This window comes from Pseudomonas onubensis, assembly GCF_965653655.1.
Taxonomy (GTDB): domain Bacteria; phylum Pseudomonadota; class Gammaproteobacteria; order Pseudomonadales; family Pseudomonadaceae; genus Aquipseudomonas.
The window spans coordinates 1-24,646 of record NZ_CBFHAZ010000098.1; the positions used below are offsets into that span (position 1 = coordinate 1).

The window sequence follows — 24,646 nt, forward strand, 5'->3', positions numbered from 1 at the left end:
CGGTGGATCAGCCAATGAGTCTGTTGACTGACACACCGCTTTCGCGAGCAAGCCCGCTCCCACATTTTTAGTACTGTGACTGCCGGGGAAGTCGCTGTGACAGCTCATCGAGCAGCTTTTGCTCGCGCTTGTCTTCAAGCGCCCGCGCTTCGTCGATATAACGCTGCACCAGCTTGCGCAAGCCTTCAACGCGGGCAAACGCCGCTTGCCAAGCCTCACGGGCTTTATCGAGGTTGTTCTGATGCCAGGCCAGGCTCTGGCGCTGCTGGCCCACGGCAGTTTCCAGCTGGTTGAGAAAGCCCTGGTAGCCCATCAGCCACTGGCCAGACACGCCCTTGCTGCCGCGCTCGATCCATTGCTGCTGGTACTCGCCGCGAAAACGCTCCAGGTCACCCAGTTTGCTTTCCGCCAGGCGCACCTGACCCTGGAAATAACCCAGGCGCTGCACGGCGGTTTTTTCGGCCTTTTCGGCCATGTCCACCACTGGGGCCAGGCGGGAAGAGCGGGTGCTGGCCATGACTTAACCGCCCGGCGCCGGGGCGAAGATCGAGCCCAGGTGCGCTTCGCTTTCGCCCATGCTGATCTTGTCGTTAAGGCCCTGGCGCAGGTAGCTCACCAGTTGCGGTTGTAGCGCGATGGCCAGGTCGGTTTCGCGATCACCACCGGCCACGTAGGCGCCGACGCTGATCAGGTCGCGGCTCTGCTGATAACGCGACCACAGTTGCTTGAAATGCTGCGCACGCGCCATGTGCTCGGGCGTGACCACCGCCGGCATTACCCGGCTGATCGAGGCTTCGATGTCGATGGCCGGGTAGTGCCCTTCCTCGGCCAACCGCCGCGACAGCACGATATGGCCGTCGAGCACGCCCCGCGCCGAGTCGGCAATCGGGTCTTGCTGGTCATCGCCTTCGGACAACACCGTGTAGAACGCGGTGATTGAACCGCCACCGGCCTCGGCATTACCGGCGCGCTCCACCAGTTTGGGCAGCTTGGCGAACACCGACGGCGGGTAACCTTTGGTGGCCGGCGGCTCGCCGATGGCCAGGGCGATTTCCCGCTGGGCCTGGGCAAAACGTGTGAGCGAGTCCATCAGCAGCAGGACATTCTTGCCCTTGTCACGAAAATATTCGGCGATGCGCGTGCAGTACATGGCGGCGCGCAGGCGCATCAGCGGCGCATCGTCGGCTGGGGATGCGACGACGACGGAGCGCTTGAGGCCCTCTTCACCGAGGCTGTGCTCGATGAACTCCTTAACTTCACGACCACGCTCGCCGATCAGCCCGACCACGATAATGTCGGCCTCGGTAAAACGCGTCATCATGCCCAGCAACACCGACTTACCTACGCCCGTACCGGCAAACAGGCCCAGGCGCTGGCCGCGACCGACCGTCAATAAACCGTTGATGCTGCGAATGCCCACGTCCAGCGGCACACTGATGGGGTTGCGGTTGAGCGGGTTGATGGTCGGGCCGTCCATCGGCACCCAGTCTTCGGCCTTCATGCCGCCCTTGCCGTCGAGTGCGCGGCCGGCGCCATCGAGCACACGGCCGAGCATGCTCATGCCCATGGGCAGGCGGCCGGTGTCGGCCAACGGCACCACGCGGGCGCCAGGGGCGATGCCCGCCAGGCTGCCGACCGGCATCAGGAAAATCTTGCTGCCGGAAAAGCCCATCACCTCGGCTTCGACCTGCACCGGGTGGTAGCTGTCGTCGTTGATCACCAGGCAGCGGCTGCCCATGGCGGCGCGCAGGCCTTCGGCTTCGAGGGTCAGGCCGACCATGCGCAGCAGGCGCCCTTCGAGGATCGGCTGGCCGGGCAACTCCGTGGCCTCGGCGTAGCTGCCCAAGCGCTTGGCGAAGCTGGTGCGATCAAGGCGCATCGGTAGCGTCCAGGTCCACACTCAGGTCCGGCTCGGCCGGGTGCAGGGCTTGTTCATGCAACTGATCAAACAGCTTGCCCATGATCTGGCTGATGCGCGTTTCCACCGTGGCATCGATGCGACTGTGTTCGGTCTCGACGCGGCAACCACCGGGCAACAACGCCGCGTCCTCGACGATGCGCCAGGTTTCTTCATGGCGCTCGCGCAGGGCTTTGACCTGTTCGAAATCCTGCGGGTTGATGTACAGGCGCACATTGCCCACGCCCAACGGCAACAGCTTGAGGGCTTCGCGCATGACGCTTTCGATATGGCTGGAATCGAGCACCAATTCACGCTGGATCACCTGGCGGGCGATGTGCTCGACCAGGCCGACCATGGCTTTTTCGATCTGCGTATCCTGCTCGGCAATCGGGTCGAACAGCGTGCCCATCAGCCGTTCCAGGCTGGCGAGTTTGACGCTGAGCGCCTCTTCGGCTTCCTGGCGCACCTTGAGGGTGGTGCTGCGAAAGCCGTCTTTTTCACCGGCGGCAAAGCCTTCGTTGTAGGCCTCCTGGCGGATGGCTTCCAACTCCTCAAGGGTCAGTGGCTGGACTTCATCCAGCGGCACTTCTTCCATTTCTACCGGGGTTTCAACCACCGGCTCAGGCTCAGGCTCCGGCACATGCGGATCGAAGCTGGGCAGCGACCAGATGTCGAACCCGCCGACATCCCGTGCGCGAATCAGATCGCTGGGCGTCTCATCTTTGTTCGACATGGGACGCGCCTTAGATCATTTCTTCGCCGCCCTTCCCGCCGAGAACGATTTCTCCGGCTTCGGCCATACGGCGGGCAATGGTGAGGATTTCTTTCTGCGCGGTTTCGACGTCGCTGACGCGCACCGGGCCTTTGGCTTCGAGGTCGTCGCGCAACAGTTCGGAAGCACGCTTGGACATGTTCTTGAAGATCTTCTCTTTGACGTTTTCGTCCGAGCCTTTGAGGGCCAGCACCAGCACGTCGGAGGAGACTTCGCGCAGCAACGCCTGGATGCCACGGTCGTCGACATCGGAGAGGTTGTTGAACACGAACATGAGGTCTTCGATCTGGCCGGACAGGGTGTCGTCGATCTCGCGGATCGAGTCCATCAACTGGCCTTCGACCGAGCTGTCGAGGAAGTTCATGATGTCGGCCGCACGCTTGATGCCACCCAAGGTGGTGCGCGAAGCATTCGAGTTGCCGGAGAACTGCTTCTCCAGAATCGTGTTGAGTTCTTTCAGGGCTGCCGGCTGCACGGTGTTCAGCGACGACACGCGCAGGATGATGTCCAGGCGCACTTTATGGTCGAAGTGGCCGAGCACTTCACCGGCCTGGTCCGGGTCGAGGTAAGCGACGACGATCGCCTGGATCTGCGGGTGCTCGTAGCGGATCACGTCGGCCACTGCGCGCGGTTCCATCCACTTGAGGCTGTCCAGGCCACTGGTGTTGCCGCCCAGCAGGATGCGGTCGATCAGGCCGTTGGCCTTGTCTTCGCCGAGAGCCGAGGTGAGCATCTTGCGGATATAGCTGTCGGAGCCGACGCCCAGGCTGGTCTGGTCGCCGACGATCTCGACGAACTCGCTCATCACCTGCTCGACCTGCTCACGGTGCACGTTGCGCATCTGCGCCATGGCCACGCCCACGCGCTGGACCTCTTTGGGCCCCATGTGGCGCAGCACTTGGGCGGCGTCGGTTTCACCCAGGGACAGCAGCAAAACTGCGGCTTTGTCGACCTTGGTGAGCTTGGCAACAGCGGCTCGATTATCACTCATCTGCGTTGATCCACTCTTTCACGACCTGGGCCACACGACCCGGGTCTTCTGCTACCAGGCTCTTGATTGCATTCAGCTGCGCGTCATAGCCTTCGCTCGGGCTTGGCAACAGAATGCTTTGCGGGCCGCCGAGGCTGACGCGGTCGTTGGCCAGTTCGCCGTCCAGGCCGCCCATGCCACCCAACTCAACATCGCCACCGGCCAGGGCCAGCTGTTTCTTGCCGTTGCCGGTGATGTTGTTGAGCACCGGACGCAGCACGCCGAATACCAGCACCAGAATGAACAACACACCCAGCACTTGTTTAACGATGTCCCAGAACCACGGCTGCGTGTAGAACGCAGGGTCGGCGATCACTTCGGCGCGCTCGGCGGAGAACGGCATGTTGATCACGCTGACGCTGTCTCCACGGCTGGCGTCGAAACCGACGGCGTCCTGCACCAGACGCGTGAAGCGCGCCAATTCATCGGTGCTCCACGGCGCACGGGTGACGGCGCCGTCAGCCGGGTTGACCTTGACCTGATCATCAACCACCACCGACACCGACAGGCGATTGATCTTGCCCTGCTGCTGCTTGGTGTGGCTGATGGAACGGTCGAGTTCGAAGTTCTTGGTCGACTGGTTACGCTTGTCCGCCGGGTACGGCGCGAGCATCGGCTGGCCGGTGGCCGGGTCCATGATCTGCTGGCCATTGGCGTCCAACAATGGCTGCCCAGGCTGGATCGCGCCAGCCGTAGCGGCTGCGCCACCCGTGGTTTGCGGCGCAGTCGCCGGTGCCGGTGGCTGGTTGCTCAGGGCACCCGGCACACCTTGCGGGCCATTGCTGGCGGTGCGCTGTTCGCTGGTGGACTGCTCGCTGCGCAGCGCCGGTTGGTCGGGGTTGAACTGTTCGGAGGTCGACTCGACCGCGCTGAAATCCACGTCGGCGGACACTTCAGCCTTGTAGCGGTCATTGCCCAACACCGGTTGCAGAATATTGTGCACGCGCTGGGTGAGCATGCTTTCCATGCGGCGGCTGTAGTCGAACTGTTTGCCGGCCTGGGTCAGCGCGGAGTTCTCGGCCTGGTCGGACAGCAGGTTGCCCTTCTGGTCGACCACGGTGATTTGCGACTTGCTCAATTCGGGAACGCTGGTGGCCACCAGATTGATGATCGCCAGTACCTGGCCAGGCTCCAGGGAGCGGCCGGAAAACAGTTCAACCAACACCGAAGCACTGGGCTTGCGTTCGTCACGCACGAACACCGAGCTTTTCGGGATCGCCAGGTGCACGCGGGCGCCCTTGACGTTGTTCAGGCTGCTGATGGTGCGCGCCAGTTCGCCTTCCAGGCCACGCCGATAACGGGTCGCCTCCATGAACTGGCTGGTGCCCAGGCCCTGGTCCTTGTCGAGGATTTCAAAACCGATATTGCTGTCGGACGGCGTGACACCGGCCGCAGCCAGCTTCATGCGCGCACGGGCCACGTCATCAGCCTTGACCAACAAAGCGCCGGAGTTGGGCTCTACTGTGTAGGCGATGTCGGCGGCGGCCAGGGTTTCCATGATCTGCTTGGAATCCATGCCCGCCAGGCTGCCGTACAGCGGGCGGTAATCGGGTTGTTGCGACCACAACACCACGGCAAAACCAATCGCCACGCTGGCAGCCAGGCCGACCATCAGGCCCACCTGCCGCAGCATGGTCATTTCCGAGAGGTTTTCCAGGAACGACAGGCCAAACAACGGCGGCTTGCCGTCTGCCTTGGCGGGTACGTTGTCGGAGACTGCTTCTGCCATGACTTAAATCTCGTCCTTAAACCGGCATCTGCATGATGTCTTGATAAGCCTGAACCAGCTTGTTACGCACTTGGGTCAAGGCTTGAAATGAAACGCTGGCCTTTTGCGAAGCGACCATCACATCGGTGAGGTCCACGCCGCTCTTGCCGATCTCGAAGGCGGTGGCCAACTGATTGGAGGCTTGCTGGGTGTCGCTGACTTTGTTGATTGCCTGACCGAGCATGTCGGCAAAACTGCTTTGGCCCAATTCCGGCGCTGGCGCGACGGATTTCGGTTGAGCCATGGCATCCATTTGCATGGAGCGCATATCCAACATCAACCGATTGAACTCAATACCCTGGCTCATGACCTTCTCTCTCCGACGACCCGCAATTTTTTGACACTACGCAGCAATTACCAGGGAGGTAGCAACAAGGGTGCCAGCTCTGTAGCAACTCGTAAGAAAAGGCGACAAACCTTGTCGACCTTGTTACCGGTCAGGTGGCGAAAAGATAGGCTTCCACGTCCATCCCGGCGTCGCGCATCTGCGCCAGCTTGTAACGCAGGGTGCGCGGGCTGATGCCCAGGCGCTCAGCGGCCTCTTTGCGACGGCCGCGCTCGGCACGCAAGGTGTCGATGATCATCTGGAATTCGCGGCGACGCAGGTCGTCGCCCAGGGCACCGCCGGACTCGGTTTCGGCAGCCGCCACGGGTGCGGGCGCCAGGCTCGGCAACGGCGCACTGCCACTGCCCATGGCCAGGCAGAAGTCTTGCGGCTGGATCAACCCGCCCTGCTGCAAAATCAGCGCGCGCTGGATGGCGTTGTCCAATTCGCGCACATTGCCCGGCCATGGGTAGCTGATCAGGCAAGCCTGGGCCTCAGCCGACAACCGCGCCTGGGCGTGCTTCATTTTTTTGACGTGGTTGTTCAGCAGGCGCTCGGCCAGCGGAATGATATCCGCCGGGCGCTCACGCAACGGGCGCCAGGCCAGCGGAAACACCGAGAGCCGGTAGAACAAGTCTTCACGGAAGCGCCCCGCCGCCACTTCGCCCGCCAAGTCGCGGTTGGTGGTGGCAACCACGCGGATATCCAGCTGGATCGGCTTGCGCGCGCCGACGCGCTCCACCTCACGCTCCTGCAACACTCGCAGCAGCTTGGCTTGCAGGCCCAGGGGCATTTCCGAGATTTCGTCGAGCAGGATGGTGCCGCCGTCGGCCTGTTCGAACTTGCCGGCCTGGGCCGCGATGGCGCCGGTGAACGAACCTTTTTCATGGCCGAACAAAGTGGCTTCGAGCATGTTGTCGGGGATGGCCGCGCAATTGATCGCGATAAAGGGTTGTTTGGCACGGCTCGATTGCTGATGGATATACCGCGCCAGCACTTCTTTACCGGTGCCGGACTCGCCGGAGATCAGTACGGTGGAATCGCTACGCGCCACACGCGCTGCCAGTTCCAGCAACTGTGCGCTGGCCGGCTCAAAGGCAATCGGGCCTTCGCCTTCGGCATTCGAAACCACGCCGAGTGCATGCCGGGCAACCAGTTCGATCAGGGCTTTGGGCTCAAAGGGTTTGACCAGATAATCCGCCGCGCCCTGGCGCATGGCGTCCACCGCCCGCTCCACGGCGCCATGGGCGGTCATCAGCAGCACCGGCAGTTGTGGCTGGCGCGCGCGCAGCAGGCCGAGCAACTGGTGGCCGTCCATGCCGGGCATGTTGACGTCACTGACCACCAGGCTGAAAGATTCCTGCTCGACCGCCTCCAAGGCTTCCTCGGCAGAACCGACCGCCCGGTAGTCATGGCCCGCCAACAGCAGCGTGTCAGCCAATGCTTCACGCAGGGCGCGATCGTCTTCGACCAGTAAAACCTTGATAGCCATAGTCCTTTTACTCCGCGCTTGCCGCGCTGGAAAACAGCGGCAAGGTCATCAATGCACAGGTGCCACGCCCCAACCGGGAGTGCAGCTGCAATTCTCCCTGATGCGCACGTGCCACTGCCTTGACCACGGTCAGCCCGAGGCCGGTGCCGTTGGTCTTGGTGGTAAAAAATGGTTCGCCCAGGCGTTGCAGCACTAACGGTTCGATGCCGCTGCCGCTGTCGCTGATACACAGGCGCAAGGTTTGCTCGCGGGTGTACAGGTGAACTTTGAGCCGCGCACCGGGGCCGCTTGCCTGGGTGGCGTTTTCGATCAGGTTGAGCAAGGCGCCGACCAGGGTGTCGCGGTTGCACAGCAACTCGCCAAGATGGCTGTCGCACTGCCAGCGTACATTGGCATCCTGGATATGGGTGGCGGCCGCCGCTTGCAGCGACTGCATCAACACAGCGGGCGTAACGCGGTCGGTCAGCGGCAATTCGCCGCGGGCGAACACCAGCATGTCGCGCACCTGGTGCTCCAACTCATGCAAGCGCTCTTTGAGGCGGCCAGCAAAACGTTGGTGGGTGGCGGCCGGCAATTGCTCATCAGTCAAATGACTGGCGTAGATCAACGCCGCCGACAGCGGCGTGCGGATCTGATGCGCCAAAGAAGCGACCATCCGCCCCAATGACGACAAGCGTTCATGGCGCGCCAACTGGTCTTGCAGGTGACGGGTTTCTGTCAGGTCGTTGAGCAACACCAACTGGCCGGGCTCGGCGTCCAGGGAACGGGTGGCGATGGACAGGCGACGACCGTCCTTGAGGGAGATTTCGTGGCCGTCGTCTTCACGCGGGGCGAAGCAACGGGCGATGACTTCGCGCCACAACTCGCCTTCCAGCGGCAGGCCGAGCATGTCGACGGCAGCCGGGTTGGCTTCGCGCACACGGCCCTGGTCATCAATGACGATCACGCCACCGGGCAACAGCGACAGCAGGTTTTGCAGACGGTTGGCCAGGCGCTCTTTCTCGGCCAGCTCTTGCATACGCTGGGCGCTGACCACCGCCAGTTCGCCTTTAAGCTCGGAAACCCGCGCCTCCAGCAAGCTGTAAGAGTCAGTCAGTTGGCTCGACATCTGGTTGAACAGCGAAAACGCCTGTTCCAGGCCATGTCGGCTGAGCTGCTCGGCGGTCGGGACAGGCCCCTGAGCATCAGGGACCAAAGAATGTTGGGCGGCGTGGGGCATCATGCTCTCTCGCTTGGCTGACCGTCAGTTAAACGGAACGTTGCGAGGGCTGTAGCAATACCCGTGCCGAAAAAAAACTACTGATATTTCAGTAGTTTAAAAAACAGGCGTCAATCATCCGCCTGTTCATCACCTTCCCGGCGGCTCATACCGTACTTGCGCATCTTCTCCACCAGGGTGGTTCGACGGATGCGCAGGCGTTCGGCGGCGCGGGCAACAATGCCGTTGGCATCATCCAGCGCCTGCTGGATCAGGCCTTGTTCGAGGCTACCGAGGTAGTCCTTCAAGTCCAGGCCTTCAGGCGGCAGCATGGCGGTGGAGCCGAAGTCCGGTGTGTGGCCGTTGATGGCCACGCGCTCTTCGAGGTCGGTGCGCAGGCTGTCGACCAGTTGCTCGTCTTCGTCGTCGACGTAACGGAATTTCTTTGGCAACTCGACCACGCCGATCACACCGTAGGGGTGCATGATCGCCATGCGCTCCACCAGGTTGGCCAGCTCACGTACGTTGCCCGGCCAGCCGTGACGGCACAGGGACATGATCGCCGCGGAGTTGAAGCGGATCGAACCGCGCTTTTCGTGCTCCATGCGCGAGATCAACTCGTTCATCAGCAACGGGATGTCTTCCACGCGCTCGCGCAGCGGGGCCATTTCGATAGGGAATACGTTGAGGCGGTAGTACAGGTCTTCGCGGAAGCTGCCGACCTCGATCATGCTTTCGAGGTTCTTGTGGGTGGCGGCGATGATGCGCACGTCGACGCTCTGGGTCTTGTTGCTGCCCACGCGCTCGAAGGTGCGCTCCTGCAATACGCGCAGCAGCTTGACCTGCATCGGCAGCGGCATGTCGCCGATTTCGTCGAGGAACAAGGTGCCGCCGTTGGCCAGCTCAAAACGCCCGGCACGGCTGGTGATCGCCCCGGTAAAGGCGCCCTTCTCGTGGCCGAACAGTTCGCTTTCGAGCAGCTCTGCCGGGATCGCCCCGCAGTTGACCGGCACGAATGGCCCGTCGCGGCGCTTGGAGTGATAGTGCAGGTTGCGGGCGACCACTTCCTTGCCGGTGCCGGATTCGCCAAGGATCAGCACGCTGGCGTCGGTGTCGGCGACTTGCTGCATCATCTGGCGCACGTGCTGGATCGCACGGCTGGTGCCGACGAGGCTGCGGAACAGGTTGGGTTCACGGTGACGGCCGCGCTCGCGGGCCTGGTCGTACATCTCGCGATAGACCTGGGCACGGTGCAGCGAATCAAGCAATTTGCTGTAGCTGGGCGGCATTTCCAGGGTGGAAAGCACGCGGCGGCGCTGGTCTTCCGGCAGGTCCACGGAAGAAATATCGCCCATCAGCAACACCGGAAGGAACTCATCCCAGGTCGACAGTGTCTTTAACAGGCCCAAAACGGCGCCAGGAGCGTTCACCGTCCCGATCAGCACACAAATGACTTCACGGCTCGATGACAAAGAGCTGACCGCCTGCTGCCAGTCATGGCTGCCGCAGGGTAAATTTTCTTCACCGAGAAAATTTAAAATCACCGCTAAATCGCGGCGGCGGACGCTATCGTCATCAATCAGCAGAATTTTGGTTTCACGCCACATGCAATAGCAACTTCCCTAGTAAAACTTCCTGCCCCAGAGTGAGGGCAATCGAGACGCCTGTAAGACTTCTTACCTTACTGACGCCTGAAATCTGAAAACAGCACTAGTTAAGTCAAAAATGCGAGCACAGTCAAATATATGACGCGCCGTTCGGATTAACTGAGCCAGTTCAGCCGAACAGATGGTAAACCTTTGACGCACTTTGCGCGCGGTTGATCTGCGACATCTCTTCGAAAATCGCCTGGCGTTCGCCGGTCGTCACTTCCAGCAACTGCTGATACACCGCCAGCAAACTCTCAAGCTTCTCCCGCAGCGCATCCTCGTCCACCGGCGCGTTATTGAGCACCTCGTCGATGACCGCGCGGCACCCCATGTCCAGTTCGCCGATGGCGTCCCAGTTACGTTGCGCCAATGCATCGACCAAGGCTTCGCGGGTCTCGTCAATCCGTTGCAGGGCGTGGCTCATGACATCATCCTCAGGCCAAAGGCCTACAGTGTTGCAATACCGTCCCAGCCTTCCTTGAGCGTAATCATCAGGCCGGCTACTTCGTCGATCATGCTGACATCGCTCTTGCTGTTGGCTTCAAGCAGGCGCGTGGTCATGTAGGCATACAGGTTATCGAGTTGCTGCAACGCGGCCGGATCTTCGGTTTTTTCCGGGTTCAGGCCGTCACGCAAGCCGATCAGGATGTCGATCGCCTTGCCCAGCAGCAAACCCTTTTGCGCGATATCACCACGAGCCATGGCGCCCTTGGCCTGAGCCATGCGGTCCAGCGCGCCTTCCATCAGCATCTGCACCAGACGGTGTGGGCTGGCTTCGGAGATCTGGGCATGGGAATTGACCTTCTGGTATTGGCGAAGGGCTCTCATGGGATTCATGTTTCTACCTCGTGACAGGCAACAGCAAAATTAAGATGGGCTCTGACTAATATGTCGACGCGATGACAGAAAACTTTAACCCGACGATCTGCTGAAAGCCCTGCCCGGCGCAGGATCACCGGGCGGCTTCAGCCGGCATCAACTGTCCGAATTCGACTTGTTCAGCGCGTTGAGCGTGGTCATGACACTGGAACGCTGGCTGGTGAGCTGGGCGACCAGATTGTTCATGGTGGTGTACTTGGCGGTCAGGCTGGTTTTGAGGGCGGCCATGCGCGCGGTCAGGGTGTCCTGCTGGTTTTGCAGGTCCTTGAGGTTATTCGACAGCGTGGTCGAACGCGTGGCCAGCACACCGGTGTTGCTCAGCGCATAGCTGTCAGTCGCGGTTTTCATGCGCGCCAGCAGGCCATTGTCACCGTTGAAAATGCCGCCGATATCGGTGGGGTTGGTGGCGATGGCGGCACTGAACAGTTTGTCATCAATGCTCAACTTGCCAGTGCCCGAGTCCGTATTTACACCAAATTGGGCGAGGGACTTCAACGTACCCGTGCCTGCCAATGCGTTCATCTGCGCGCGCAGAGCCGACTGCAACGTGCGCATAGTGGCATCGCCCGTCAGCGCAGAAGACGTGGTGGAACCATCCGGGTTGCTGGTGACCTTGGTCTCGTTGCCGATCGCCGTCATCAGGGCGTTATAGGTATCGACAAACCCCTTAACCGAACTCTTGAGCGTGTCGTTGCTGCGCGAAACCGTGATGGTCGACGCCACGCGCGTAACACCATCAGGCAACGCGCCCGTGACGCCGGCAGGCAGAGGCGACAAAGCCGTCAGCTTGATACTCACGCCACTGATCGCGTCGCTCAGGGTGTTGCTCTTGGACTCCTGGGGAGTGCCGTCAATGGTGTACTTCGCATTCGCCGGTGGGCTCACCACCGAGGTGCCCACTTCCAGGCCGGAGTTGCCGCCAATGGTAATGTCGGTGCCGACGCCGGTATTGGTCGATGTCATGACCAGACGGGAACCGGTGGCGTCAGTCAGGATGTTGGCACTCAGGCCGACACTGCTGTATTGGGCGTTGATCGAGTCACGCACTTGCTGCAACGTCGCACCCGGCGGCACGCTCACACCATAACTCTGACCCGACTGGGAAATTTCCAGGGTGGTCGAGGTATTGCCAGTATTGACGACCGTCTTTGCACCACCGGCATACGTCTGCGTCGCCACTTTCGAAGCAGTCGCCAGCTGGTTGACTATCAGCTGATAACTGCCCGCAGAGGCACCGGCGCCGAGGGTGACAGTCGATACGTTGGCGTCTGAGGCAGTCGCCGTCAGGCCACCGATACTGGCGTCCTTGGCCATGTTGTCCATCGCACCGCGAAACGCGTCCAGCGCCGCTTGAATCTTGCCGATCGAGGACAGTTGGGCAGTCGACGTTTGCGTCTGCTTGTTGATCTGCGACTGCTTGGGTGCTTGCTCAGCATTCACCAAGGCCGTAACGATCGACTCGGTATTAATCCCCGTAACCGGGCCGCTTACCGTGATATCACCCATGACACTTCTCCTGATCGGGGCTGGCGCTTTATTGACGGACGACGCCTCAAGCAGCTACAGCAACAAAATTCATGCCAGCTCAGACTTTCGCGTCAAACAACACGTTGCTGGCGTCGTGAAGGCTTTGTGCGAGTTTCAACGCAGTTTCCGACGGGATCTGACGAATGACTTCGCCACTGTCGGTTGCAATCACCTTGACCACCACCTGATGGGTGGAGTCATCAATGGAAAATTCCAGGTTGCGCTGGGCAGCCTGAACGAATTTGCGAATATCCGTAACGGCCTGTTCAAGGTCGGACGGTTTCGAGTCTTGCTGGGGTTGAACCGTGGCCACCGTGGGGTCGACCCTGGTTTTGTGCAGGTCGTTGTTCACGGGGGCAGGCGCGTTTTGCGGCACCGCTGCCGGATAAGACAGGTTCAGCTTCACACTCATGTCCATGCCCAATCTCCTCATCACGCAAAAGACAAAAGGGCACGTAAACGCGCCCTTCCGTCATTCATCTGCCGATGGCTATTACTGAAGCAGCTTCAGTACAGCGGATGGCAGTTGGTTGGCCTGGGACAGGATCGCAGTGGAAGCCTGTTGCAGGGTTTGTTGCTTGGTCAACTGAGCAGTTTCAGCAGCGTAGTCAACGTCCTGGATCTGACCGCGAGCGGCGCTGGAGTTGTCGGAGATGCTCTGCAGGTTGGCAACAGTGTTGTCGAAACGGTTTTGTACAGCACCGAGACCGGCACGCTGGGAGTCGATGTCGGAGATCGCCTGAGTGATCACGTCGATCGAGTTCTGTGCGTTGGCAGCAGTGGTGATGTCAGTGTTGTTGACGGTGGTTTTGGTGGAGTTGGCAGCAGTACCAGCGGCTGCGAACAGACCGGTCACACCTGCACCGCTCAGCGAGTAGCTGCTGGAGGAGTTCAGGGAAACGGCGCCAGTGGCGATGATCGGACCTGCGTCCAGAGCAACGGCAGTACCAGCAACACCAGAACCATCCAGAGTAGCAACCTTGATGCCCGCAACTGCGCCAGCGTCGCCAGCGTTGAAGGTCAGGTTCTCACCGGTATCGGACTTGACCGACAGCGCTTGAGTGGTCGAGTCGTAGTTAACGGTGATGCCCAGCTTGGCAGCGTTGGACTTCAGTTGGTCAGCCAGGTCAGAAGCTTTGACCACGCCAGTGAACTGAACCGCAGCACCGCTACCGACTTGCAGGGTGAAGTTGGCGCTGGCTGGAGTTGCAGCAGCGATGGCAGTGGAGTCAATGGTGAACTGGGCAACAGTGCTGGCAGTAGCAGCCAGGCCGCCTACAGCGCCGTTCATTTGCGCAGCGATCTGCCCGGCCGAAGCACCGGCAGCGATGGTCAGGCTCTTGGACTGGCCGCCACCGGTAACGGTGAGTGCGCCGCCGGCAACGCCTGTTGCGCTTGGAGCAACGCCTTGGGATTTCAGCTGCTGCGAACCAATGTTGTTGGCTGCAACGTTACCGATGCTCATGTCGATGGTCTGGTTGGCGTTGGCGCCGACCTGGAACGAAGTGGTACCGAAAGAACCGTCCAGCAGGTTCTTGCCACCGAAAGTAGTGGTGGTAGCGATACGGGTCAATTCAGCAGTCAGTGCTGCGTATTGAGCCTGGTTCGACTTACGGTCGTCAGCGCTTGGCGAGCCGTTGGCGGATTGCAGAGCCAGGGTACGCATGCTTTGCAGGATGTTGGTGGACTGCTGCATTGCGCCTTCAGCGGTCTGAGCAATCGAGCTGCCGTCGTTGGCGTTCTTGATTGCAACGCCCAGGCCGTTGATCTGGCTGGTCAGACGGTTGGAGATTTGCAGGCCGGCCGCATCGTCTTTGGCGCTGTTGATACGCAGGCCGGAGGACAGACGCTGCATGGAAGTTTGCAGGGCGCCGGAAGCCTTGTTCAGGTTGTTCTGAACGTTCAACGAAGCAAGGTTAGTGTTTACTGTTAAAGCCATGACGAAATCCTCGTGGGTGGTGTACTGCGGCTTCCGGCCCTGGCAACCGCCGGGTGTGGCCTAGAGAACCTTCGTAATAGTTATCGTCGTGAAAGCAGGTTGCTTGAGGACTTTTTTGATTTTTTTTACTAGCACGGGGCCACCCTTTGTAATTCAAGGGCTTAAAGCGGCTGGAAAGTCCTGAATTCATGGGCCGCTGACATCTTTGGGGCTGCTGCGCAGCCCAACGCGGGGCAAGCCCGCTCGCCACAATAAAAAACGCCCAGGCTTTTTGAGCCTGGGCGTTTTTTATGCAGCCTATTGAAGCGTTACGGGCGATAGAGAATCGCCGACCCCCACGACAGGCCCACGCCGAAACCGCTGATGGCAACGCGCTTCCAGTCGGCGTCCATCATGTGCTTTTCCAGCAGCAACGGAATGCTCGACGACACGGTGTTGCCAGTCTCGACCATGTCCTTGATGAACTTCTCTACCGGAGCCTCTTCGAAACGCCGCGCAACCGCGTCGACAATCGCCGCACTGCCCTGGTGGATGCAGAATGCGTCGATTTCGTCGGCTTTGAGGTCCGACTCATTGAGCAGCTCGTGCAAATGCGCCGGCACCTTGAGCAAGGCGAAGTTGAACACTTGACGGCCGTTCATGAAAAACACGCCATCACTCACCTTCAAATGCGGCGCGCCGGAACCGTCGGTGCCGAACTTGGACTTGCCCAACAACCACGGCGCGTCTTCGCCCATCCAGGTGGCGGTGGCGGCATCACCAAACAGCATGGTGGTGTTGCGATCTTCAGGGTCGACGATCTTCGAATACGGGTCGGCGGTGATCAGCAGGCCGTTTTTCAGGCCGGTGGCTTCCATGAAGCCCTTCATCGCGTAGATGCCGTAGACATAACCCGAGCAGCCCAAGGAGATATCAAACGCTGCCACGTGGGTGGGCAGGCCCAATTTGTCCTGGACGATGGCGGCCGTGTGCGGCAAGCCTTCTTCATCGCCGTTCTGGGTCACGACGATCACAGCGTCGATGGATTCGCGCTTCAATTCAGGGTTGGCAGCAAACAAGGCGTTGACCGCTTCGACGCACAGGTCGGAGGTTTCCTGCGCAGCATCCTTGCGCGGCAGGAACGCCGAACCGATCTTGCCGATGATGAATTCTTCATCCTTGGCGAACTTGGCACCCTGGGCGTAGTTATCGATCCCGTCTGCCGGCACGTAACTGGCGATGCTTTTTATGCCAATCATTGTGGCTTCCCAATACTAAATAGCTGGATAACACCCCTCGGACCGAGCCGGGAGCGCTGACAATAAAGGGGATAACCCCGTAAAAATATCGCTGAAAGCCGCCGCGTAAAGACTCGCAAGCGACTTATCCTTTTCACACGATACAGTGAAGATGCGCTTTATGACTCACAGGTCACTCAATTTTGTGCGCTTTATGCAAAACCCGGCAACATTCCCGGCACCAGAAACGACAACGGCCCCCCCTGTTGCCAGGGTGGGCCGCATGTCTTGCCGCCGATTACATGCGGCTGAACAGGCTCAACTGGGAGATTTTCACAAAGGCCAGTTGCGAGGCTTGCAGCATGGTCTGCTGCAAAGTCAGGTCAATGGCGGCCTGCCCCATATCGACGTTGGCCAATGACGACATGGTCGAGGTGTTGGCCAGGCCCAGGCTGGTGTTTTCCTGACCTTGGATATCCATGGCGTTCTGGCGCGCACCGATGGAGCCACGGACCTGGTCGATCTGCGCCGACGCGTTAGTCAGGTTGCCGATCGTGGTATTGAGCACATCCTTGAGCTTGTTCATGGCAACCGGGTCGCCATCGGCTGGGGTTTCCAGCGCCTTGCGCAGTTGGCCCAGGGTGTCCAGGGCGTTCATATTCTTGTTGCTGGTGGCAGCGAGGGAGAACTGATCACCGGCACCTGGCGTGCCGCTCACATCAAAGGTCACGCCAGCCGCCGTGATCGACGTCGCGCCGGTGGCCATGGTGCCTGTGGCAATCGACTTGCTGTTGGCGCTGTAGGGCTGGGCATAGACCTCGTAGGCATTGCCGCTGGTGAACTTGATCACCGCCCCCGAGTTGGGAAAGGTACTGGCGTAGGCCGCCTGATCCGTGACGCGGCCACTGGTCAACTGCGCCGTGGAGGGGTTGCTTGCCGTACGCGAGCTGCTGAACGTGTCGGGTTTGCTTTCCAGCGTAAACGACTTGCCTGCCACCAACGCATCCGAGGCCGGGCCCGAGGCAACATCCGCTCCGAGGTTCAGGCTGATGTCAAATTTGACCCCGCGCAGGTTGACGCTGGACGCGCCCTCCTTGGTGGAGTCAAACGTGCCATTACCGGTGATCTCAGAGGTAACGTCGTTACCGTCCTTGTCGCTCACGCTGTATTGAGTGCTACTGGAGAAGGTCAGCTTATACGGTTGACCATCGGCAAAACTCTTGGTGTACGCCGTGCCGGAAGTAACCAGGCCTGCCGAGATCGCGACTTTGCCGTCATTGACCGCCGGCGGCAAAATCGAGGTTTGCGTGCGACCGGTGTTGGATGAGCTTTCCAGCAAGGTCTTGCCGGTATCGCCCATGGCAATCGTCAGGTTGCTCGATACCTGCAGGCTCAGCGGCGTTTCGTCACCTTGGTAGGTATAGGTGCCATCGTTGTTGCGGCTGTAAGGCGGTGTATCGGTCTTGGCCCCAGAGAACATGTAGTTACCACTGGCGTCCTTAGTATTGAGCAAGCCCAATACCTGGTCTTCAAGCGCGCCGACCTGGGCCGCGAGCGCCTTGCGATCATCGTTGCTGAGCTTGAGGTTACCGGCCTGCAATGCCAGGCCCTGTGCGGCGCCCAAGGCGATATCGATGCTCCCCAACACGCTTTCTTCATTATTCAGCGAGTTCTGCAAGGTCGTGATGTTGCCGCTGTACTGCCCCAGCATGTCTTTCTGCTGTTGCAACATCAGCAACTGGGCGGCGGCCACCGGGTCATCGGCAGCGGTTTGCACGCGCACACCGGAACTCGCCTGGTCCTGGGCCTTGACCACACCGGAATAGTTGTCCTGATACTTGCTGGAGCTGGTGTCGAAATACTGCTGTGTAGAGATACGCATCGTTCCAGACTCCTTTAAAGGGCGTTGATCAGTGTGCTGAAGGTTTCTTGCGCGGCCTTGATGATCTGCGACGACGCGGTGTAGTACTGCTGGAACTTGATCATGTCGCCCGCTTCCTCGTCCAGGTTGACCTGGGACACCGAGTTGCTGGCGGCCTTGTTCGCCGCCAGCAAGGCGCCGGTGGCGGTGCTGTCGGTGTTGGCCTGGGCGGCCTTGGAGCCGACTTGGGACACCAACCGGCTGTTGGCGCTGACCAGGCTGACGCCCGCATTGCCGTCCACCGCGCCCACCGTAGCCTTGGTCTGCAACCCCAGCAGTTCCTGGGCATTACGGCCATCAGAGCTGGCGCCGCTGTTGAATGAAAAGGTGGTGCTGTCACCGTTGGCCGGCGAACCGGACACGGTGGTGTCAAAGCTGAAGCTTTTGCCGGGGATCAACGCACCGCTGGCATCGCGCATCGGCACATTCACGCTGACCTTGTTGCCTTGCCCCGGAATGATGGTGCCGGTGCCGATCGAGTTGCCTTGGGCATCACTGATCGAATAGGACTGGGTGCCGTCCGCCGCAGGTTTGCCGAACACCATTTTCACCGGCATCGAGTTTTCGATCCCGGTGCGCAATTGCGCGGTCGCGGCGCCGCCGTCGATATCGATCGGCACGGTCAAGGTCGGCTGGGTGAACGCGCCAGTGCCGGTGTTGGTCTTGCTGGCATTGCCGGCCAAGGGCGCGGCGAAGGCGAGTTTGTTCGGGTCTTTGAGGTCGACACTGATGCCGCTGGCGCCATTGGCCGTCGGGCTGACCTTGAAGCTGTCACCGGCCGCCACCGGCCCCTTGCCGTTCAAGGCCAGGGTGAAGCCATCAATCACTGGCGGCGGCGTGGTGGTGGTGTCGAACGAGCCCATGGCTTTGCCGTCGGAGCGCACCACGTTGTACTGGTTGCCGCTGGTGAACGTCACCTTGTAGTCGAAGGTCGACAGCTTGCTGCTGTCGGCGATCGTCACGTTCAGGTTGCCCGAGCCTGCGCTGTTACCGGCGGCCGCCTGGCTGCGCTGGGAAATCGCCGCAGCGCTGTTGATGTCGCCAAACAGCGAGGAACCGAAATCGCTGTTCAGGTCCAGGCCCTGGCCCAACTGGCTGTTAACGCTGTCGGCGGTGGCAATCGCGATGCGCCCCAGGTCGTTGATGGCCGGCATCAGCGCATCGCTGCGATAACGCAACAGGCCGCCGATACTGCCACCACTGACCACACTGCCGATGTCCATCGGCGTGTCGCCCATGTTCAGCTGGATGGTGTACTGGCTGTTATCGTTCTTGCTCGGCACCGCCGAAATGGTATTGGCAATGCTGCCTTCTACCAGCGATTGGCCGGTGCCGGTGGTGATGCTGAACTGGCCGTTCTTCTCGGTGGCCGTCACGCCGATCAGCTCATTGAGCGAACGCACTGCCTCATTGCGCGCATCCAGCAGGTTGGCCGGCGCACTGGTCGAAGACCCCTGGGCCGTCGAAATTTGACTGTTGAGCGAGGCAATCGACGAGGTCAGTTTGTTGACTTGATCGCTCATGGTCGACAGCTGGCCGTTGATGCTTTCTTTCTGCTGGGTCAACTGCGTGGAAATCGCGTTGAAGCGGTTGCTCAAGGTCTGGGCATTGGTGATCAGCAACTGCCGCGCAGACACATCGCTGGGCGTGGCTGCGGCGTTCTGCAAAGAAGCAAAAAACGCGCTGAGCACGGCCGACATACCCGTGGACTTGTCCGACAGGGTCTTGTCGATCGCTGCCGCCTGGCCCGCATAGGCGTTGGCATCGCTGTTCAGCGCGGTGCTGCTCTGGTAGGCCGCGCCCAAAAAGTCGTTATAAATGCGGCGCACATCCGCGAGCGTTGTGCCACTGCCGATAAACACGCCGCCATACTGGTTATTGGCGCTGGCGTTCTGGGTGGTCTGCTGGCGCGAGTATCCCGGGGTATTGACGTTGGCAATGTTGTTACTCAAGACCGACAACGAGCCTTGAGCGGCATTGAGTCCTGACATCCCGATACTGAGCAAACTCATGGTTCAGACCTTATAAATGTGTGGTTGCGCCAGCGGCAGCGAAATTCTGGTAACTGTTCATCGTTTTGGCGATCTGCGAAATCTTGCTGGCGTAGTCCGGGTCGGTTGCATATCCGGCTTTTTGCAACTCGCGTACAAACTGTTCCGGGTTGTCGGCTGATTTCACGACTTCTTTATAGCGATCATTGCTTTGCAGCAATGTCACGAGGTCGTGGAAGCTGTCCTGGTAGGAGTTATAGGAGCGAAATTGCGCCGTTTCCTTGACCATCGACCCATCACGAAACTCGCTGGTGATTGCACGCGCCTGGCCGCCCTGCCAGCTCTGCCCGGCCTTGATGCCGAACAGGTTGTGGCTGCTGCTGCCGTCCTCGGCGCGCATCACCGATTTGCCCCAACCGGTTTCCAGCGCGGCCTGGGCCACCAGGTACTTGGGGTCGACGCCGATACGCGCGGCAGCGGCCTTGGCCATCGGCAGCATGGTGGCGACAAACTCATCCTGCGAGCTGAAGGCTTTTTTCGCCGGCGCCAGCGGCGGCTGTGCAATCGCGCGGCCATAAACCTGCATGCGCCCGCTCGGCACGGCAAAGTTGCGCGCAGTGCTGTTGACCACATTATCGGTGGCGGCGCTGTTACGCAGTGGCGCACTCGTGGCTTGCGTGGCTGGCTGAGTGCTTGGCACGATACCGGCCAGCAGGCGGTCGGTCAGCTTGCTCGGCAACGCCATGCGGCGCTGGTTCATCAGTTCCATGTCGTTAGTGTGCGCGCTGGCGCCTTGCGGCTCTGCAACGCGGTAAGCCCACAACGGCCGCTGGCCATTGGAGCGGCCCAACGGGCCATTCGCCTGGGTGCCCGCTGCGATCTCAGTTGGCACATCGACCTTCTTGGCCTTGACCGGTTCGGCCGCCGCCGGGCCTTGCAAGGTGGAGGATTGCGCCTCAACCGGCTTGTTCTTCTGCATCTGGCGCATCAGCACGTCAGCCAGACCGATGCCACCGCCTTCGCGGGACATCGAGACCGCCAACTGCTGGTCGTACATTTCCTGGTACTGCTTGGCAGCCGGCGTGTTCAGCGGGTTGTCCTTGCCCAGCGCTTCGGTGGCCGAGCGCATCGACTTGAGCATCTCGCTCAGGAACAGCGACTCGAACTCCTGCGCCACTTTGCGCATGTTGCCTTCGCTGTTCTTGTCGGCGCCGACCTTGAGCTGGTTCAGCCGGTTGAGGTCGGAGTAAGACCCCGAATCCGCCGTGCTGGTGAACCCGCTTTTGTGCATATCCATGGCCATGGCCTTAGATCACGATCAGGTCGGCTTGCAAGGCGCCGGCCTGTTTCAAAGCTTCGAGAATTGCCATCAAGTCGCCAGGCGCTGCGCCCACCTGGTTCACCGCGCGGACAATCTCGTCCAGGGTGGTTCCGGGGCCGAACTTGAACATCGGCTTGGCTTCTTGTTGGGCATTGACCCGCGAGCGCGGTACCACGGCTGTCTGGCCATTGGACAGCGGCCCAGGCTGACTGACGATCGGGTCTTCGGTGATGGTCACGGTGAGGCTGCCGTGGGTGACTGCCGCCGGCGAGACCTTGACGTTCTGGCCGATCACGATGGTGCCGGTGCGCGAGTTGATGATGACTTTGGCCACTGCCTGGCCTGGGTCGACTTCAAGGTTTTCCAGGATCGACAGGTAGTCGACGCGCTGGCTTGGGTCGAGCGGCGCCGTCACACGGATCGAGCCGCCGTCGATGGCTTGTGCCACGCCAGGGCCGAGCATGTCGTTGATCTTGTCGACCACGCGCTTGGCGGTGGTGAAGTCCGAACGGTTGAGGTTCAGGGTCAGGCTGTTGCCCTGGTTGAAACCGCTGGGCACGGTGCGTTCAACCGTGGCGCCGCCAGGAATGCGACCGGCCGATGGTACGTTCACGGTGATTTTCGAGCCGTCACGGCCCTCGGCGTCAAAACCGCCGACCACCAGGTTGCCCTGGGCAATGGCATAGACGTTACCGTCGATACCTTTGAGCGGCGTCATCAGCAAGGTGCCGCCGCGCAGGCTTTTCGAGTTACCAATGGACGACACGGTGATGTCCACCACCTGGCCCGGCTTGGAGAACGCCGGCAAGTCAGCACTGATCGACACGGCCGCGACGTTCTTGAGCTGCACGTTGCCCGACCCAGGCGGCACCTTGATACCGAACTGCGAGAGCATGTTGTTGAAGGTCTGCAGGGTAAACGGCGTCTGGGTAGTCTGGTCACCCGTCCCGTTAAGCCCCACGACCAGGCCGTAGCCGATCAATTGGTTGGAGCGCACGCCGGAAATACTGGCGATGTCTTTCAACCGCTCGGCGTGGGCCACTGCGCTCAAGGCCAGCAATAACGCGGCAGCCATCAGCTGTTTGAGGTTCAAAATGGCCACCTAGAAAGGGAACAGCGGGCTAAGGAAGAAACGGTCGAACCAGCCCGGCTGACTCGCATCAGCAAACGAACCCGTACCCGAGTAGGTAATGCGTGCATCGGCAATGCGCGTCGACGGCACGGTGTTGTCGGTGGAAATATCATCGGCACGCACCATGCCCGCGATGCGCACCAGCTCGTCGCCGGTGTTGAGGGTCATCCACTTTTCACCGCGTACGGCGATGATGCCGTTGGGCAACACATCCGCCACGGTCACAGTGATCGAACCGGTCAGGCTGTTGCCCTGCCCCGCCGCGCTCTTGCCGTTGGTGGCACGGTCGCCGCTGTAACCGGCATTGAGGCTCAGGTCGCCATCGCCCAAAGGGTTATTGGTGGTCAGGCCGCCACCAAACAGCGAGGTCAGGCCGATGCTGGTCTTGCTGGTCTTGCCGATCTGCGAGTTGGCGTTCTTGCTGGCCTGGGTCTTCTCGTTGAGGGTGATGGTGATGATGTCACCCACACGGAAGGCCTTGCGGTCGCTGTACAGGTTCTGTTCAAAACCGGCCTGGTAGATCGAGCCATTGTTGGCCGCCGCCGGCAACGGCGTGCGCGGCAACACCGGCGCGTAGTACGGGTCATTGGGTTTTGGCGACGGGGCGACACAGCCCGCGAGCACGGCGATCCCACTCAATGCCAGAACAGAAACATAGCGATTCATGACCCTTACCTCACGGTGTTGCAGGCGCCGCAAAAGGCGCCCCATAGACTTGATTACAGATTCTGCGTTACGAACGAAAGCATCTGGTCGGCGGTGGAAATCACCTTGGAGTTCATCTCGTAGGCGCGCTGGGTGGTGATCATGTTGACCATCTCCTCAACCGTGCTGACGTTGGAGGTTTCCAGGGTTTGTTGCAGGGTGGTACCAAAACCGTTGAGGCCTGGGGTGCCGATTTGCGGCGCGCCGCTGGAGGCGGTTTCCAGGAACAGGTTGTTACCCATGGCCTGCAAGCCGGCCGGGTTGATGAAGTCGGCGGTTTGCAGGTTGCCGATCACTTGCGACGCCGGGTTGCCGGCCACGGTGATGGACACGGTGCCGTCGGTGCCGACGGTAAAGGTCTTGGCATCGGCGGGAACCACCACCGCCGGCTCCAGCGCGAAGCCGTTGGCGGTGACGATCTGGCCATTGGAGTCGAGGTGGAAAGTACCGTCACGGGTGTAGGAAGTGGTGCCATCCGGCTGCAGGATCTGGAAGAAACCCCGGCCGTTGATGGCCATGTCCAGCGGCTGGTTGGTTTGCTGCAGGTTACCGGCGCTGAAGTTCTTCTGGGTGCCGACGATCTGCACACCGGTACCCAGTTGCAGGCCCGACGGCAGTTCGCTGTCCTGGGTCGACTGGGCACCTGGCTGGCGCTTGATCTGATAGAGCAAGTCCTGGAACTCAGCACGGTCACGTTTGAAACCCGTGGTCGACACGTTCGCCAAGTTGTTGGAGATGGTGGTCAGGTTGGTGTCCTGCGCGGCCAAACCTGTTTTGGCAACCCATAGAGCCGGAAGCATAGTGTTCTCCTTCGTGCGCCTGTTTGTTGGCGCTGTGCTGCAAAATTAGTCTTCAGTGACGCTGCAATCAGCTCATTGCCAAAACGCGGGTCATGGCCTGGTCGTCTTCTTTGGCGCTGTTCATCATCTTGATGTGCAGCTCGAACTGCTTGGAGAGCGACAGCACGGCGGTCATTTCTTCCACCGCATTGACGTTGCTCGCCTGCAGGAAACCCGAGGTCAGCCGCACGTTTGCGTCAGCCTGGGCCGGCTGGCCATCCTTGGTATGGATGGCGCCATCCAGGCCCTTGGTCATGTTCTTGAGGTCCGGCTGGACCAGCTTGATGCGGTCCACCTCAGCCATCACACGCGGGCCTTCGCCCATGGCGCGGATGCTGATGGTGCCGTCGGCGCCCACTTCGATTTTCTGCTCGGGCGGCACGGCAATCGGGCCACCGTTGCCCATCACCGGCATGCCGTTGCCGGCACGCAACACGCCCAGCGCATCCACATTCATGCTGGCGCTGCGCACGTAGGCTTCGCCGCCATCCGGGGTTTGCACGGCCATCCAGCCGTCGCCGCTGACCGCCACATCGAGGTCGCGACCGGTTTCAATCATGGCGCCCTGGGAGAAGTCGGTGCCCGGCCGCTCGGTCATGGCAAATGCCCGCGCCGGAAAGCTGTCACCGAACACCGGCATCGAACGCGCCTGCTCCAGGTCACGCTGAAAACCGTTGGTGGAAATGTTCGCCAGATTGTTGGCATGGGCCTTTTGCGCCAGTGCATTCTGGCTGGCGCCGGTCATTGCCACATAAAGGTACTTGTCCACGCTCTATCCTCTTTCTGACGGACGCTTGCCGCCCACCGTTGCTCTGATGAGGCTTAAGCAATTTGCGAACCAACTTTTGAAAATAGATTGAAGTCCATATGCGGCGGGGGTTTGCGGGCAGGCTTAGAGATTAGGTGACAGGGGTAGAGTCGAAAAAACGGCGGACTACTGCCGCCTGCGGCAAGCACCGGTCTTGAAAACGACAAAGATCAAATGTGGGAGCGGGCTTGCTCGCGAAGGCGGTGGGTCAGTTAATTCATCTGTAACTGACC

22 protein-coding genes are annotated in these 24,646 nt (G+C 60.6%); all 22 read right to left on the reverse strand.

Features of this window, described 5'->3' with window-relative positions:
• Positions 1 to 67: 67 nt before the first annotated feature.
• Positions 68 to 517 (reverse strand): flagellar export protein FliJ, encoded by a 450-nt coding sequence (fliJ, locus tag ACTD9P_RS23860; RefSeq protein WP_056859755.1) that lies wholly within the window; start codon positions 515 to 517, stop codon positions 68 to 70.
• A 3-nt stretch (positions 518 to 520) separates the two neighbouring features.
• Entirely contained in the window at positions 521 to 1,879 is a 1,359-nt protein-coding gene (gene fliI / locus ACTD9P_RS23865; protein ID WP_138814483.1) for a flagellar protein export ATPase FliI, read from the reverse strand.
• Positions 1,869 to 2,633: a flagellar assembly protein FliH gene (gene fliH / locus ACTD9P_RS23870; RefSeq protein ID WP_438869633.1), complete on the reverse strand. Its 765-nt coding sequence runs from the start codon at positions 2,631 to 2,633 to the stop codon at positions 1,869 to 1,871. The genes fliI and fliH overlap by 11 nt, the downstream gene beginning before the upstream one ends.
• A gap of 10 nt (positions 2,634 to 2,643) precedes the next feature.
• Positions 2,644 to 3,663, reverse strand: a complete 1,020-nt coding sequence (fliG, locus tag ACTD9P_RS23875) for a flagellar motor switch protein FliG (protein WP_010208743.1) — start codon at positions 3,661 to 3,663, stop codon at positions 2,644 to 2,646.
• A complete protein-coding gene (gene fliF / locus ACTD9P_RS23880) occupies positions 3,656 to 5,431 on the reverse strand; it encodes a flagellar basal-body MS-ring/collar protein FliF (RefSeq protein WP_017134938.1) in 1,776 nt (591 codons plus the stop codon). Before fliF ends, fliG begins: the two co-directional genes overlap by 8 nt.
• 16 nt (positions 5,432 to 5,447) lie before the next feature.
• Positions 5,448 to 5,777: a flagellar hook-basal body complex protein FliE gene (fliE, locus tag ACTD9P_RS23885; RefSeq protein ID WP_016972029.1), complete on the reverse strand. Its 330-nt coding sequence runs from the start codon at positions 5,775 to 5,777 to the stop codon at positions 5,448 to 5,450.
• A 130-nt stretch (positions 5,778 to 5,907) separates the two neighbouring features.
• Positions 5,908 to 7,287 carry a sigma-54-dependent transcriptional regulator gene (locus ACTD9P_RS23890; RefSeq protein ID WP_438869634.1) on the reverse strand — a complete coding sequence of 460 codons (1,380 nt, stop codon included), beginning with the start codon at positions 7,285 to 7,287 and terminating at the stop codon, positions 5,908 to 5,910.
• Between the two features lie 7 nt (positions 7,288 to 7,294).
• Positions 7,295 to 8,506, reverse strand: a complete 1,212-nt coding sequence (locus tag ACTD9P_RS23895) for a sensor histidine kinase (RefSeq protein WP_438869643.1) — start codon at positions 8,504 to 8,506, stop codon at positions 7,295 to 7,297.
• A 110-nt stretch (positions 8,507 to 8,616) separates the two neighbouring features.
• On the reverse strand, positions 8,617 to 10,092 hold the full coding sequence (locus ACTD9P_RS23900) for a sigma-54 dependent transcriptional regulator (protein ID WP_064453465.1): 1,476 nt from the start codon (positions 10,090 to 10,092) through the stop codon (positions 8,617 to 8,619).
• A 169-nt stretch (positions 10,093 to 10,261) separates the two neighbouring features.
• Complete coding sequence (fliT, locus tag ACTD9P_RS23905; protein ID WP_438869635.1) at positions 10,262 to 10,558, reverse strand: flagellar protein FliT; 297 nt, start codon at positions 10,556 to 10,558, stop codon at positions 10,262 to 10,264.
• A 23-nt stretch (positions 10,559 to 10,581) separates the two neighbouring features.
• Positions 10,582 to 10,971, reverse strand: coding sequence for a flagellar export chaperone FliS (gene fliS / locus ACTD9P_RS23910; RefSeq protein ID WP_200433509.1), 390 nt, complete (start codon positions 10,969 to 10,971; stop codon positions 10,582 to 10,584).
• Between the two features lie 138 nt (positions 10,972 to 11,109).
• Positions 11,110 to 12,519, reverse strand: coding sequence for a flagellar filament capping protein FliD (gene fliD, locus ACTD9P_RS23915; protein WP_438869636.1), 1,410 nt, complete (start codon positions 12,517 to 12,519; stop codon positions 11,110 to 11,112).
• Positions 12,520 to 12,598: 79 nt separating this feature from the next.
• On the reverse strand, positions 12,599 to 12,958 hold the full coding sequence (locus ACTD9P_RS23920; protein ID WP_438869637.1) for a flagellar protein FlaG: 360 nt from the start codon (positions 12,956 to 12,958) through the stop codon (positions 12,599 to 12,601).
• 75 nt (positions 12,959 to 13,033) lie between these two features.
• The gene (locus tag ACTD9P_RS23925; RefSeq protein WP_438869638.1) at positions 13,034 to 14,479 is read right to left on the reverse strand and encodes a flagellin N-terminal helical domain-containing protein; all 1,446 of its coding nucleotides are present in this window, start codon (positions 14,477 to 14,479) and stop codon (positions 13,034 to 13,036) included.
• A 308-nt stretch (positions 14,480 to 14,787) separates the two neighbouring features.
• On the reverse strand, positions 14,788 to 15,717 hold the full coding sequence (locus tag ACTD9P_RS23930; RefSeq protein ID WP_438869639.1) for a ketoacyl-ACP synthase III: 930 nt from the start codon (positions 15,715 to 15,717) through the stop codon (positions 14,788 to 14,790).
• 277 nt (positions 15,718 to 15,994) lie between these two features.
• The gene (locus tag ACTD9P_RS23935; protein ID WP_438869640.1) at positions 15,995 to 17,578 is read right to left on the reverse strand and encodes a flagellar hook-associated protein 3; all 1,584 of its coding nucleotides are present in this window, start codon (positions 17,576 to 17,578) and stop codon (positions 15,995 to 15,997) included.
• 14 nt (positions 17,579 to 17,592) lie between these two features.
• Positions 17,593 to 19,629 (reverse strand): flagellar hook-associated protein FlgK, encoded by a 2,037-nt coding sequence (gene flgK, locus ACTD9P_RS23940; protein ID WP_438869641.1) that lies wholly within the window; start codon positions 19,627 to 19,629, stop codon positions 17,593 to 17,595.
• A 10-nt stretch (positions 19,630 to 19,639) separates the two neighbouring features.
• Positions 19,640 to 20,911 (reverse strand): flagellar assembly peptidoglycan hydrolase FlgJ, encoded by a 1,272-nt coding sequence (flgJ, locus tag ACTD9P_RS23945; RefSeq protein WP_438869642.1) that lies wholly within the window; start codon positions 20,909 to 20,911, stop codon positions 19,640 to 19,642.
• 4 nt (positions 20,912 to 20,915) lie between these two features.
• Positions 20,916 to 22,004 carry a flagellar basal body P-ring protein FlgI gene (locus ACTD9P_RS23950; protein ID WP_244657872.1) on the reverse strand — a complete coding sequence of 363 codons (1,089 nt, stop codon included), beginning with the start codon at positions 22,002 to 22,004 and terminating at the stop codon, positions 20,916 to 20,918.
• A gap of 27 nt (positions 22,005 to 22,031) precedes the next feature.
• On the reverse strand, positions 22,032 to 22,727 hold the full coding sequence (gene flgH, locus ACTD9P_RS23955) for a flagellar basal body L-ring protein FlgH (protein ID WP_138814475.1): 696 nt from the start codon (positions 22,725 to 22,727) through the stop codon (positions 22,032 to 22,034).
• Positions 22,728 to 22,780: 53 nt separating this feature from the next.
• Positions 22,781 to 23,566 carry a flagellar basal-body rod protein FlgG gene (gene flgG / locus ACTD9P_RS23960; RefSeq protein WP_056859743.1) on the reverse strand — a complete coding sequence of 262 codons (786 nt, stop codon included), beginning with the start codon at positions 23,564 to 23,566 and terminating at the stop codon, positions 22,781 to 22,783.
• Positions 23,567 to 23,633: 67 nt separating this feature from the next.
• The gene (locus ACTD9P_RS23965) at positions 23,634 to 24,374 is read right to left on the reverse strand and encodes a flagellar basal body rod protein FlgF (RefSeq protein WP_138814473.1); all 741 of its coding nucleotides are present in this window, start codon (positions 24,372 to 24,374) and stop codon (positions 23,634 to 23,636) included.
• Positions 24,375 to 24,646: the final 272 nt, after the last annotated feature.